This window comes from Bacillus yapensis, from assembly GCF_005280205.1.
GTDB classification, from domain to species: Bacteria; Bacillota; Bacilli; order Bacillales; family Cytobacillaceae; genus Robertmurraya; species Robertmurraya yapensis.
In genome coordinates, this window is the sequence record NZ_SUND01000015.1 from 21317 (window position 1) to 34725 (window position 13409).

Sequence of the window (13409 nt, forward strand, 5' to 3'; positions counted from 1 at the left end):
AAAGTCCCTCTAAGGTCAATCAAGACCAAAGGGGGACTTGTGTTTGTGCTGATATTACTCGTCTTCTTCTTCAGAAGTCTTGGATCTTTGCGTTGGCAGTGTATCCCAAAAACTTGTATCAGCTGTTTCGATTGAACCATCAGCGATCGCTCTCACAGTTGAATCAAGTGTAGTGATCGTTTGTTTGATTAGATAACCGTTACTCTTTTGACCGAGGACATAAGATTCATATTCATGGTCGGACATTCCACGCATTTCAAACAATAGGGTGGCAATGTCATATCTTACCGCAGCACCGTTTCGTCCAATATTTTCTCCACTGCCTCCATTGTATTTTCCGATCAATCCCCATCCTTTTGAGCTAATAGAATGATAGACAACCGCACCGAGTTTCTTGGATTTCGCGAGTACTTCAGCTTTTACATTTTCATTCGTAGGATAAAGGATGGAGCCTGAAACATACTCATCATTAATGGCACTTTGTGAGCCTTGGTGATGGAGGTCAATCATATAATCAATGTTGTACTTTTGGAATACATTTTCGTGTAAGGCGCGAACTTCTGGCTCCATATCCACTGTCGCTTTATCATGTTCGCGATTCAAGTCGACCTCATTGGCATTGTAGCGCGTTAAATGTCTACCACCATCTGCTACATAATTCTCGAGTGAGAAGTTCACATCTCCCATTGAACCATCCGCGTTCAGCATTGGAATGATGAGCACATTAACATTATCGAGGACACCTTTTGTTTTATTCGTCCCTAAATGTTTAATGAACTCCAATGCACCTTCTGTTGTGAGCTGCTCATTCCCATGTTGCTGAGTTAGGAATAGAATGGTTGGATTTTCAGGATTCTTTATGTATTTTGCCATGTAGATATCGCGGCCCTTAACGGTTTTACCGATAACTTCTAGCTCAAGAGCTTCTTGCTTTTCATCCTGTACTTTCAAGTAATCTACCATGCTAGAATAAGTTTGGAGAATGGAGGTTTGTACCGATTCATTCCCACCGTAATTTGGACCATTCCCAACAGCGCTGACAGATGGAATCACAGCCGTAAATGCCCCGATAGTCAATATTCCTGAAAAGCATACAGTTAAAAATTTTTTCATAATAAAAATACCTCCTTTAATAGTGTGAATTTTTAATTAATTTACTCTAGTAAATCATAAGATAGTTTAATAGATTCGTTAATAGTGTAGATTCACCATTGTTACAACATATTTCGAGTTTGGAAGCATCTTTTTAAATGAGAATTTTCCTAGTGTTAGGAGATTTTTGTCGAATGGTGATCTAGATAGAATGTAAGTAAAATAGACGGATGTGAATTCTACTGGTATCTTTTAAAATACAAGGAATAAAGAGTAATACTAAGGAGAAGTGACAATGAAGCATATTTTGCGTAATTTTGTGAATGGAATTTTAACGATAGTGCCGATCATTCTCGTCATATTCGTAATCTACAAAACATTTATGTTCTTAGATGGTGTATTGGGAAGCTTTCTTAAGCCTTATTTGCAGGAAGATTATATTCCTGGAATCGGACTACTGTTTACAATTGTCGTAATCACGATTTTAGGATGGATGTCGACAAAATTCTTCACAGGGACGATTGTCCGTTTACTTGATCGATTGCTTGAAAATATCCCGATTATCAAATCCATCTATTCCGTCATTAAAGACACGATCAATTCATTTTTTGGAGAGAAGAAGTCCTTTTCGAAGGTTGCGTTGGTCACTGTTCCTGGAACAGAAGCGAAAGCTATTGGCTTTATTACTTCTGAAGATGTGGAGAGCTTGCATAGCCCCTTAAAGGATTATGTAGCTGTCTATGTTCAGCAGTCGTTCCAAATTGCAGGTTTTACCTTTTTAATCCCAAAGGATCAAGTGGAGATCATTGATGTAAAGCCTGAAGATGCGATGAAATTCGTGTTATCTGGTGGTATGACATCAAAAAAGAGCACTATTCAAGCAGAAGAATAATTTTTCAAAGATGTTGTAAATTTCAAATAAGAAGCTATAATAGTTTAAAATACCAAAAAATCGATGATAAAGAGAGTAGTTATTTGTGAAGTCATAGCGAGTTAGGGAAGGTGTGAGCCTAGCATGGAACAAATAATGAAACGCACTTTAGAGATTCTTTCCTGAAAGCGAGTAGGGAAAGGCGAGGACGGCCTCGTTATCAAATTGAAGCGGTTTTTGTTTTGGACAAAAACAATTAGAGTGGTACCACGGGATAACAGAACTCTCGTCTCTTTTTTTATAAAAGAGGCGGGAGTTTTTTTATGGAAGGAGAAAATTATGAATTTCAAAAATGAGTTTGTCGATGTTCTAGTTCAGGTTTTAGATGGTCAGCTTGAAAGAAATCAATTGCTTAAGATGATTGAAAAACCGAGGTTTCAAGATATGGGAGATATGGCGTTTCCTTGTTTTGAATTAGCGAAGCTTTACCGAAAGTCACCCCAAAGTATTGCCATTGAAATCGCCGAGAAGATTGAAACACCACTTTTTGAAAAAGTAGAGGCCGTCGGTGGGTATGTGAATGTCTTCTTAAATAAGAGAGAGGTTTCTCAAAAAGTGCTAAATGAAATCCTTTCGGAAAAAGAAGAATACGGGAAATTGACATTGGGGAATGACCAGATTGTTACGATCGATTTTTCCTCTCCTAATATCGCGAAACCTTTTTCGATGGGGCATTTACGATCTACCGTCATCGGAAATTCGTTAGCGTTGATTGCTGAAAAGTATGGTTTCAGACCAGTTAGAATCAATCATTTAGGGGATTGGGGAACGCAGTTTGGGAAATTGATCGTCGCTTATAAAATGTGGGGAAATGAAGAAAGAGTAAAAGAAAATCCGATTAAAGAGCTATTAAAATTATACGTCCAATTTCATGAAGAAGCGGAAAAAAATCCGGAGCTGAATGATAAGGGGAGAGAATGGTTCAAAAAATTAGAAGATGGTGACGAAGAAGCACTAAGCTTGTGGGAATGGTTCAAGGAAGAATCATTACAAGAATTTTCGAAGCTCTATCAAATGCTCGGGATAACCTTCGATTCCTATCATGGAGAAGCCTTTTATAATGACAAAATGGACCGTGTTGTGGAAATTCTTGAAGAAAAAAACTTGCTGGAAGAATCGAAGGGTGCTCAAGTGGTGCAATTAGCTGAAGACCTACCCCCATGTCTCATTAAGAAAAGCGATGGAACGACGCTTTATGCAACGCGTGATTTGGCCGCGGCCATTTATCGCCAAGAGACGTATCATTTTGCACAGTCATTATACGTCGTCGGAAATGAACAGACCCTTCATTTTAAGCAATTATTTTCTGTGTTAGATAAAATGGGCTATTCATGGCATGCAGGGATGGTGCATATCCCATTTGGAATGATTTTAAAAGATGGGAAGAAAATGTCGACGCGAAAAGGCAAAGTGGTTTTATTAGGGGAAGTGATTGATGAAGCCATTCAACTAGCTCTGAACGATATTTTAGAAAAGAACCCTGGATTAACAGCAAAAGATGAAGTGGCCCATCAGGTTGGGACGGGTGCAGTCATTTTCCACGACTTGAAAAATTACCGCCAGAATGACATCGAGTTTTCCTTAAAAGATATGCTGCGATTTGAAGGGGAAACAGGACCATATGTTCAATACACGCATGCCCGTGCGGCGTCACTGTTAAGAAAGGGGAATTATCAGGACAGCGAACATGCTTTGATGATTGATGATGAGGCTTGGCCTGTCATTACGGCTTTAATGTCTTTTCCGGATGTGATTAAGCGCGCATTTGAAGGATATGACCCTTCTCAAATTGCTAAGTTCCTTATTGAGCTTTCGAAAGCATTTAATAAATATTATGCCTCTGTCCGTATCTTGGACGATGAAGTTCAAAAACAGGCGAGATTAACACTCGTGTATTCAGTAAAAGTTGTGTTAAAAGAAGGGTTACGGTTATTGGGGATGGCGGCGCCTGAGGAGATGTAACCAAAGTTGGATAATAATGGGTTGGCTTCGAAAACCATCCAATCTTTTGATTCTTAATACTGGCAAGCTATCCAGTTTTTTCAGTAGATAAGAGTTGAGAGCTAATCAGTTCTTTAATTTTGGAAAAAATGATATTAATTAATAAAGAGAATTTACTGCATAAATTGATTAAGTCAAATTGTTGAGGATACCCGAGGATAATTGGGAAAATCTATTATTAGCAGCCTTAATCGGTATACATTTTTGCGTTTTTGAAAAGGAGAGAATGAAATGGAGTCAATATGGCTTGAGTATGCTTGGGCATTGCTAATTTTAATTGGATTAGAAGGATTGCTGTCAGCGGATAATGCCCTTGTGCTAGCAGTGATAGCCAAGCATTTACCGGATAATGAGAAAAAAAGAGCAATAAATTATGGAATTATTATGGCCTTTGTTTTTAGATTCATTGCGCTGTTTGCCATCTCTTTTATTGCAAACGTTTGGCAAATACAAGCGATAGGAGCGGCCTATCTTCTTTACTTAGGTTTAAAGCATGTGATACAAGCGAAATTTGGGAAAAAGAATGAGGATATTCATAAGGATGATGAAAAGGAAGCTGCTGGGAAAGGCTTTTGGCCAACGGTAGGAAAAATTGCACTTGCCGACCTAGCTTTTGCTATTGATTCAATTCTTGCTGCAGTGGCCCTCGCACTTGGGTTACCGGATTCACCGCTAGGCGACTTCGGTGGAATGGATGGTGGCCAGTTTATCGTAGTTGTTCTTGGTGGGATTGCCGGTCTTATCTTGATCAAATTCGCAGCTACATGGTTTGTTCAGCTTTTGGCCAAACGTCCAGCATTGGAAACAACAGCTTATGCAATTGTAGCTTGGGTGGGTGTTAAGCTAGCGGTCATTACTCTTGCCCATGAGGATATTGGAATCTTAGATCATCATTTTCCGCACAGTACGCTTTGGACGACGATCTTCTATGGCGTGTTAATTGCCATTGCTCTAATCGGTTGGTTTGCACCGAGTAAGAAATCAGCTGGAAAAGCACAATCCTAAACGACATCTTTACAAAGTTCGCATACACTGATATTATTTTACAAAATTCAAAAATTGTAATTGCTATGACGAGAAGAGTAGATGAAATTAGTTCTTCACAGAGAGCTCCGGTTGCTGAAAAGGAGTAAGAATAGTTCAACGAACCAAGACTCTGAGTAATCACATTGGAACCAATTTGGGGATAGTGTGACAGGAGCTCCTGTTATAGAGCTAGGGTATACGTATTTTAGATAATACCGTACCTGAAGAGGTTAATATGGTGACATATTAACGAACTGGGGTGGCACCGCGATATCAAATCTCGTCCCCAAGACTTATTTAGAAGTCTTGGGGGTGGGATTTTTTTGTTTTTATCAAAAATAATTCAAGGAGGAATACAAATGGAGGAGAAAAGTAATTCTATCGAGCGAATTATTGAAGAAGATATGGAGAACGGTGTATTCAGTCGAGTGGTGTGTACAAGGTTTCCCCCTGAACCGAATGGTCATCTTCATATCGGGAGTGCTTATGCCATTAATATGAATTATATGGTCGCACAAAAATTTAAAGGACGTTTCAATCTTCGTTTTGATGATACCAATCCGTTAAAAGAAGATATTGAATATGTAAACTCTATTATTAAAGATATGAAGTGGCTTGGGTATGACCCTGGCGACAGAGTCTTTTATGGATCGGATTATTCAGATGAAATATTCGAGGCGGCCCTCAAGCTGATCAAAAAGGGAAAAGCATATGTGTGTGAATTATCGCCTGAGGATACGACAAAATATCGAGGGACTTTAACGGAGCCTGGTAAAAATAGTCCTTTTCGAGATCGAACGATTGAGGAAAACCTCGAATTGTTTAAACGGATGAAAAATGGTGATTTCTCGAATGGTTCCATGGTATTAAGAGCAAAAATTGATATGGCCTCACCCAATATCAATTTAAGGGACCCTATTTTATATCGAATTATTCACGCAGAACATTATCGAACGGGGAACAAGTGGTGCATTTATCCAATGTACGATTTTGCGCACCCAATACAAGATGCATTGGAAGGGATCACACATTCCTTATGCTCGATCGAATTTAAAGATCACCGTCCATTGTACGAATGGGTGTTGAATGAATTGGAAATAAAGGAGCCACCGAAGCAACGGGAATTCGGTCGAGTGAACATTACCGGCGTTGTCACAAGTAAACGATATTTACGGGAATTAGTGGAAGGGAATTTTGTAGAAGGATGGGATGACCCAAGGTTGCCTACTTTAGGCGGACTTAGAAGAAGAGGTTTTACTCCAGAAAGTATTCGAACCTTTGTGAATGACATGGGCTTTGTGCGGCATCAAAGTGTTGTCGATTTTAGGATGTTGGAGCAAGTATTACGCGATGAATTAAAAACGAAAGTTAATAGTGTAATGGCGGTGCTTAATCCTTTAAAGGTGACGATTACAAATTACGACGAAACTGAACTTTTACCAATCGAAAATAATAAGGAAAATCCTGATTTAGGCACCCGTGAGGTACTGTTCTCGAACGAAATTTATATCGAGAAAGAAGACTTTATGGAAGTGCCGGTAAAAGGGTTTAAAAGATTGTCATTGGATACAGAAGTTCGTTTAAAAGGGGCTTATATCATAAGGTGTCATGAAGTGGTTAAGGATGACTCGGGAGAAATCATTGAACTGAAGTGCACCTATGATCCAGAAACGAAGAGTGGAACTGGTTTTACAGGTAGGAAAGTCAAAGGGATTATTCACTGGGTTTCAGCTTTAAATAGTGAATCCGTTGAAGTGAATCTCTATGAATCACTATTTGAAGATGATGAGATTGTGAAAGACAAGGAAAAAAGTTGGGAAGAAAAAATAAATCCTAAATCCAAGATTACGATGGGGAATTGTAGAGTAGAATCTAGCATAACAAATGCAAATATCGGAGATCGATTTCAATTCTTTCGACATGGATATTTTATTTTAGACAAAGCTGGTGAAAAGCTAAGTTTCAATAGAATAGTTTCCTTAAAGGATTCATGGAAAGGAAAAAATGGATAACAAAAAGAAGAGGAGATGCTGCGGCATTTCCTTTTCTTTTTGTATTTGCAGAAGGACTGAGAGACATTTTGACGAATATTTAAATGTTTAGAGGGAGGAGTAATTATTGAACTTTCATTATCAAATTTATACCTCAATACCTGAGAGCACGGTTGTAGAGGGAATCAATAAATTACATAGAAGTATTTTTGGGACAACGGATAACTTGAGCGATAAACTGGCAAGAAAACCTCATATATTAATTATTACCGCGATGGATGGTAACAGAGTGATTGGTTATAAAATTGGATATGAGATTGATAGAGAGACATTTTATAGTTGGTTGGGAGGCGTGGATACCCATTATAGAGAGAATGGTATCGCTGCTACTTTAATGGATAAACAACACGCATACTTACGGGAAAAAGGGTATAAAATTGTTCGAACAAAGACAATGAATAAGTGGCGCAATATGTTAATTCTAAATATCAAATTCGGATTCGATGTGATTGAAACATATACAGATGAAAAGGGATTACATAAAATCATTCTTGAGAAAAAAATGATTTAATTAATGAGTTTAGTAGAACAATTATTCTTTACAAGGAGATATCATGGGGCAACTTATGGACTGTAGTCGATCAAAAAAACATAGTATGGTATAGGAAATACATATAATAGAGTACATATTCAAAGCACGATCGGAGGAACTCAGGTGATCACATTTTTGCTAGAGCATAAGATAGCATTTTTAATAATCTCAGAGGTCATATTCTGGGTCTTTGTTGTGTTGGCACTTCTGTTCCGTTATTGGTTCCGGATGAAGAAAGCGAGCCTTGTGGCATTCATTATCCTTATTCTAGAAGAATTAGCAGTTCTATTCCTCGGAGTATTGGATTATATCCATGTGGGAACCTTTTCCTCATTTCAAGTCATTATTGTCATCTTTATCATTTATGGCTTAATTTTTGGAAAAAGTGATTTTAAAAAATTGGACAGGTGGATTAAGAAAAAGGTTGCTCATCTAAAAGGGGAAACTCAATCAATTGTGGAGGAAGATACAAGAGGGGATGTATACGGAAAGGAACATGCCAAACAAGAAAGACGAAATTTTTATGGTCATTTCCTTACTTTTGTAATGGCTCATATCATCTTCGCCATCCTATTTGGCTTTGTTCCTGATTCTCTCTTCAACATTCCATTGCCGCAAGGGATAGAGGGGATTATCAAAACGAGCAATCATAATCCAATTGCTAGCATCAGTAATATTTGGATGAAAATTTTAATCATTGATTTCATTTGGTCCTTTTCCTACACTATTTTTCCGAAAAAAGAAAAATAGGTAAAAAGACTTATAATATGTTGTGAGAAGCAGTGTTGAATTGTCCTTTAATCTCCTGACTGTTTTCGGGATCAACTAGGAAAAAACTCCTGAAAATATAGGTAAAAAGTTCTATGTTTTTCTTGTATTTGTCATTTTTCTACTGTAAAATTTAAGTATAACAATTGGGGATTGTTTTAACTAAATATAGCACCGATAAAGGCAAATTCATCGAAAGGTGAAGACGCAAAACTATAGGGACTAAGATCGAAAGATTATGTCTGCCAGTTACCGAAATGTTCTTATAGAGAAAAAGGGACTAATCGGGATTCGGTTAGTCTATTTATTTTGAAGAAATTAATTTACAACTGGGACCGAAACTAATAGAAAAGTGGGAGAATCTATTATGGGGGTCATGTATTTTTCTTTTGGCTTAATTGTGGGAATCATTATTTGTCAGGTATGTATCAAGTTTGTTAAGAAAAAATGGAAATCGAGTTTTAACAACAAAGAAAGAATCCTGCAATTATTAGAGGGCTCTACGGATGTTATCTATCACTTTGATATAAAACCAGAAATGGGGCACAGATATATAAGCCCTGCTTTGGATAAATTCCTTGGAGAAGGAATCATCGAAGAGGCATTTGAAAACCCCTTTGTACCTTTGGAGTTGATCCATCCCGAGGATTATGACCAGTTTATCAAAAAATTAAATGGTACACTCGATTATAGTCAACCAATCATTCAACGATGGAGAGATAAAGAAGGCGAGTATAGATGGTTTGAGGAATATACAACTCCTATTTATGAAAATGGTGAGCTTGTAGCAATTCAGGGAATTATGCGGAATATTGATGAAAAGATAAAATTACGGAAGGATTTAGAGTTTCAGATTAATCATGATGCTCTAACCGATATCTATAATCGAACTTTTTTTGAATCGATCTTTTCTGATTTAGATGGACAAATAGACACATCTGCAGGAATTGTTTTGTGTGATTTAGATGAACTAAAATTTAGGAATGATAACTTTGGGCATAAAGCGGGAGATGAATTAATTCAAGAGGCGGCAACGTTATTAAATCAATTTAGCTCTGATGATATCATGGTCGCAAGAATTGGTGGAGACGAGTTTGTCTTACTAGTTGTGGAAAAAACTGAAAAAGAGATCGAGCATCTCGTTCAGGACATTACAACAGAAATACATAGACATAACGAAATTGACTCGAATATCAATATCAAATTGTCGATTGGCCATGCCTATACTTCACATTCATTAGGGAAAATGACGGAACTATTCGCTCAAGCAGATCGGAATATGTACAAAGATAAATCGAGCAGAAAACAATTGCTAGGATAAAAGGATTTGTGGAACACGAAGAGGGATTTCTTCGTGTTCTTTTTGATCTTAGAATGGAAGCATTGCTAAGGTCTCGTGCAAAAAAATGAAACTTTTATAGATAATCAACGTATATGAATGATAGGGTGCATTTTACCTTGTATAAATCATGGAGAAACCATAACGTTATAGTTTGGGGTGAAATTCTTGGGGCTGAGAAATTAAAAATAGGTGAATTAGCTGATATAACTCATGTTACAAAGAGAACGATTGATTATTATACAAACCTAGGTTTGTTAAAAGCAGAACGTTCTGCTTCAAATTATCGATATTATGACTTATCTTCCATCGAAAGAATTCACTTCATTGAAAAACGAAAAATAGAAGGTATGTCACTTGATGAGATCAAACAAGAGATCATTGAAAAATATTCAGAAGAGGTTGATGTATTAGAATTACGCTTGAAGATTCAAGGACTTGAAAAGGAAGTTTCTGAAGTTTTAGCACAGCTGGAGAAGACGGATCAAACGAGATTCGCTGAAATAAAGAAAAAAATTTCACCCGAAAGCCTGTCTTTAATCCAGACATTGCTTTTATTGCTTAGTTAATACACATAATAAGATAAATTAGAAAAATACTGGAGGTGTATGCCTTACCTAGGTAAGGCGAATGATTGACGACTATTAACTTAATTTTAATTGTACTATTAATTGCATTAACAGCCTTTTTCGTAGCAACAGAATTTGCGATTGTAAAAGTACGTGTTTCAAGAATTGATCAACTGATTTCAGAAGGAAATAAAGGTGCGATAGCGGCTAAAAGAGTAGTTACGCACTTAGATGAATACCTATCAGCCTGCCAGCTAGGAATTACAATTACAGCTTTGGGATTAGGGTGGTTAGGTGAGCCGACTGTTGAAAGATTATTGCACCCTTTGTTTGAGTATTTTCACTTAAATGAATCAATTACACATATTCTATCTTTTGGGATTGCCTTTGCATTAGTTACATTTTTACATGTGGTGATCGGGGAGCTAGCCCCAAAAACAGCGGCTATTCAAAAAGCAGAAGAAGTTACACTTTTATTTGCAAAACCAATTATCTTGTTCTATAAAATCATGTACCCATTCATTTGGTTTTTGAATGGCTCAGCTCGTGTGCTTGTTGGTTTATTCGGTTTAAAACCAGCATCAGAACATGAAGTTGCGCACTCCGAAGAAGAGCTTCGTATTTTATTATCCGAAAGCTATAAGAGTGGGGAAATTAATAAAAATGAATTGAAGTATATGAATAATATTTTTGAATTTGATGAAAGAATTGCGAAAGAAATTATGGTACCAAGAACAGAGATGGTCACGATTTCCTTGGATGGTACCTTTGATGAAATTTTGAACACCATTAAAACCGAAAATTATACTCGTTATCCAGTTGTTGATGGGGATAAGGATAGTATTCGTGGTTTTATTAATATGAAAGAATTTTTAACGGCTCACTTTTACCTTCAAACTTCTAAAGAAGAATTCGACTTAGAGAAGTTCATTAATCCAGTTATTCGTGTGATTGAGAATGTGCCAATTCATGATCTATTAGTAAAAATGCAAAAAGAACGCATCCACATGGCGATTCTGATGGATGAATATGGCGGAACTTCTGGATTAGTGACGGTTGAAGATATTCTAGAAGAAATTGTTGGTGAAATTCGAGATGAATTTGATGAGGATGAAGTTCCTGATATTCGAAAATTAAAGGAAGATCATTATATCATCGACGCTAAATTACGAATTGAGGATGTTAACAATTTATTAGGTACGGATCTTTCAGAAGAAGAGACGGATACGATTGGAGGCTGGTTCTTGACTCAAGAATTTGATGCCACGACTGGTACCGAAGTAGAATACGGTGGTTACATCTTTAGGGTTCAAAAAAATGATGGACCTCAAATTCATTATTTAGAGGTGCAAAAAAAATTATAAGAAAAAATGGGTAGGGCTTAAGAAAAGTCCTACCTATTTTTTGTTTATGAGAGAAAAACCAATCCTTTAGTCTGCTAATATATTAAAATGTTATTGTTGACAAATATTTTTCTGGTATGGTAAATTTATATTCGTTAACTCATTAATATATTAGCGAACTAAAGCGTTTCGAAAAAATAATATCAAATAGAGGGTGTCAGAATCATGAAAAAGAGATTCGTTCTATATATACTAGCTTCAATAATTACTTTAACTCTTTTCACAGCGTGTTCGAATTCATCTTCAAAAGAAGATGAACAAACGATTGTGATTGGAATCGATGATAAATTTGCTCCAATGGGTTTTCGTGATGAAAACAATGAAATCGTTGGATTCGATATTGATTTAGCGAAGGCAGTCGTGGAGAAGATGGGGAAAATTCCTGAATTCCAGCCGATTGATTGGAAAGCGAAGGAATCTGAATTAAGCAGTGGTCGTATTGACCTTATTTGGAATGGCTACACTATTACCGATGAACGCAAAGAAAAAGTGTTGTTTACAAAACCGTATTTAAGCAATGCGCAAGTGGTCGTTACGTTGGAGGATTCAAAGCTGACAAAGCTAGATGATTTAAACGGTAAGGTTGTTGGCCTACAAGCACTTTCTTCTGCAGCTGATGCTTTGAATGCAAGTGAATTAAGCTCTAAAGTTAAAGAGGTTACCGAGTTCTCTGATAATGTAACTGCCTTAAATGATTTAAAAAGCGGTCGTTTGGACGCCGTCATTATTGATTCCATTGTTATTGATTACTATATGACCATTCAAAAAGATACGTTTAAAGTGCTTGATGAGTCTCTTGCTCCTGAAGAATATGGAATCGGAGTCAAGAAAGGAAACGATGAATTGCTTAACCAGCTGCAATCGGCACTGGATGAATTAGTCAAAGACGGTACGGCCGGTGAAATTTCGAAAACCTGGTTTGGTGAAGATCGATTATTGAAGTAAGCGATCGTGTAAGTAACAAATAGTTGTTAAAACAGGATTTCCACTGGAAAGCCTGTTTTATTTTTCGGAGGGACAAGGAAAATGTCGTCAGAATATATCATTACCCTGCTTAAGCCTATGCTTGAGGGGGCACAAACAACAATTCTTTTATTTATTATTGCGATTGTGTTGTCGATCCCACTAGGATTCCTGTTAACACTTGCAGTGAATAGCAAGGTGAAAATTCTTTCCTATTTGGCGCATGGGTATATCTATGTCATGCGCGGGACACCGTTATTGCTACAGTTATTATTCATTTGTTTTGGATTACCGATGATTCCTGGAGTGGGCGAATATCTTGTACTCGATCGATTTGTTGCCGCCACTTTAGGATTTGTTCTTAACTATGCTGCCTATTTTGCGGAAATCTTTAGGGGTGGCCTTCTGTCCATTGATAAGGGGCAATATGAAGCATCAAAGGTTCTCGGAATGACGAAGTGGCAGTCCTTAACACGGATTATAGTCCCGCAAATGATTCGTATCGCTCTGCCAGCAGTGGCGAATGAATCGATTACCTTAGTGAAAGATACAGCTTTGCTTTATGCAGTTGCAGTACCAGAATTATTACACTTTGCCCAAACAGCTGTGAATCGGGATTTCACGATCGTGCCATTTTTCATTGCGGCTATTATTTATTTGGTCATGACACTCGTGTTATCGTTGTTCTTTAAATATCTTGAACGTAAATTTAAGTTTGAATAATAAGGAGTATG

Annotated in this window: 12 protein-coding genes, 1 riboswitch and 2 other annotated features; of the genes, 11 read left to right on the top strand and 1 reads right to left on the bottom strand. The window is 37.2% G+C overall.

Features of this window, described 5'->3' with window-relative positions:
• Window positions 1-54: 54 nt before the first annotated feature.
• Entirely contained in the window at window positions 55-1113 is a 1059-nt protein-coding gene (locus FAR12_RS16735) for a M14 family zinc carboxypeptidase (protein WP_170972238.1), read from the bottom strand.
• Between the two features lie 274 nt (window positions 1114-1387).
• Here FAR12_RS16735 and FAR12_RS16740 point away from each other — a divergent pair, with 274 nt between their 5' ends.
• The 11 genes from FAR12_RS16740 to FAR12_RS16790 all read left to right on the top strand — a co-directional run bounded on the left by FAR12_RS16740 (window position 1388) and on the right by FAR12_RS16790 (window position 13398).
• The gene (locus tag FAR12_RS16740) at window positions 1388-1984 is read left to right on the top strand and encodes a DUF502 domain-containing protein (RefSeq protein WP_126409958.1); all 597 of its coding nucleotides are present in this window, start codon (window positions 1388-1390) and stop codon (window positions 1982-1984) included.
• Window positions 1985-2038: 54 nt separating this feature from the next.
• Window positions 2039-2260, top strand: a binding site (T-box leader).
• 42 nt (window positions 2261-2302) lie between these two features.
• Window positions 2303-3985, top strand: coding sequence for an arginine--tRNA ligase (gene argS, locus FAR12_RS16745; RefSeq protein ID WP_126409959.1), 1683 nt, complete (start codon window positions 2303-2305; stop codon window positions 3983-3985).
• Between the two features lie 270 nt (window positions 3986-4255).
• Window positions 4256-5029 carry a TerC family protein gene (locus FAR12_RS16750; RefSeq protein WP_126409960.1) on the top strand — a complete coding sequence of 258 codons (774 nt, stop codon included), beginning with the start codon at window positions 4256-4258 and terminating at the stop codon, window positions 5027-5029.
• A 56-nt stretch (window positions 5030-5085) separates the two neighbouring features.
• Window positions 5086-5341: a binding site (T-box leader), on the top strand.
• 68 nt (window positions 5342-5409) lie between these two features.
• Window positions 5410-7062 (top strand): glutamine--tRNA ligase/YqeY domain fusion protein, encoded by a 1653-nt coding sequence (locus tag FAR12_RS16755; protein ID WP_126409961.1) that lies wholly within the window; start codon window positions 5410-5412, stop codon window positions 7060-7062.
• A gap of 106 nt (window positions 7063-7168) precedes the next feature.
• Window positions 7169-7612 carry a GNAT family N-acetyltransferase gene (locus FAR12_RS16760; RefSeq protein WP_246010425.1) on the top strand — a complete coding sequence of 148 codons (444 nt, stop codon included), beginning with the start codon at window positions 7169-7171 and terminating at the stop codon, window positions 7610-7612.
• Between the two features lie 144 nt (window positions 7613-7756).
• Window positions 7757-8383 (top strand): hypothetical protein, encoded by a 627-nt coding sequence (locus FAR12_RS16765; protein ID WP_126409962.1) that lies wholly within the window; start codon window positions 7757-7759, stop codon window positions 8381-8383.
• A gap of 190 nt (window positions 8384-8573) precedes the next feature.
• Window positions 8574-8658: riboswitch (cyclic di-GMP riboswitch) on the top strand.
• Between the two features lie 110 nt (window positions 8659-8768).
• Window positions 8769-9722, top strand: a complete 954-nt coding sequence (locus FAR12_RS16770) for a GGDEF domain-containing protein (RefSeq protein ID WP_126409963.1) — start codon at window positions 8769-8771, stop codon at window positions 9720-9722.
• 137 nt (window positions 9723-9859) lie between these two features.
• Window positions 9860-10309, top strand: coding sequence for a MerR family transcriptional regulator (locus FAR12_RS16775; protein ID WP_246010426.1), 450 nt, complete (start codon window positions 9860-9862; stop codon window positions 10307-10309).
• Between the two features lie 65 nt (window positions 10310-10374).
• Window positions 10375-11673 (top strand): hemolysin family protein, encoded by a 1299-nt coding sequence (locus FAR12_RS16780; RefSeq protein WP_126409965.1) that lies wholly within the window; start codon window positions 10375-10377, stop codon window positions 11671-11673.
• A 204-nt stretch (window positions 11674-11877) separates the two neighbouring features.
• A complete protein-coding gene (locus tag FAR12_RS16785) occupies window positions 11878-12657 on the top strand; it encodes an amino acid ABC transporter substrate-binding protein (protein ID WP_126409966.1) in 780 nt (259 codons plus the stop codon).
• An 81-nt stretch (window positions 12658-12738) separates the two neighbouring features.
• On the top strand, window positions 12739-13398 hold the full coding sequence (locus FAR12_RS16790) for an amino acid ABC transporter permease (RefSeq protein WP_126409967.1): 660 nt from the start codon (window positions 12739-12741) through the stop codon (window positions 13396-13398).
• Window positions 13399-13409: the final 11 nt, after the last annotated feature.

Bases quoted from the DNA above. Each gene is read 5' to 3' on its own strand.
- argS (WP_126409959.1), top strand. From the start codon at position 2,303: ATGAATTTCAAAAATGAGTTTGTCGATGTTCTAGTTCAGGTTTTAGAT.
- FAR12_RS16740 (WP_126409958.1), top strand. From the start codon at position 1,388: ATGAAGCATATTTTGCGTAATTTTGTGAATGGAATTTTAACGATAGTG.
- FAR12_RS16785 (WP_126409966.1), top strand. From the start codon at position 11,878: ATGAAAAAGAGATTCGTTCTATATATACTAGCTTCAATAATTACTTTA.
- FAR12_RS16790 (WP_126409967.1), top strand. From the start codon at position 12,739: ATGTCGTCAGAATATATCATTACCCTGCTTAAGCCTATGCTTGAGGGG.
- FAR12_RS16755 (WP_126409961.1), top strand. From the start codon at position 5,410: ATGGAGGAGAAAAGTAATTCTATCGAGCGAATTATTGAAGAAGATATG.
- FAR12_RS16750 (WP_126409960.1), top strand. From the start codon at position 4,256: ATGGAGTCAATATGGCTTGAGTATGCTTGGGCATTGCTAATTTTAATT.
- FAR12_RS16770 (WP_126409963.1), top strand. From the start codon at position 8,769: ATGGGGGTCATGTATTTTTCTTTTGGCTTAATTGTGGGAATCATTATT.
- FAR12_RS16735 (WP_170972238.1), bottom strand. From the start codon at position 1,113: ATGAAAAAATTTTTAACTGTATGCTTTTCAGGAATATTGACTATCGGG.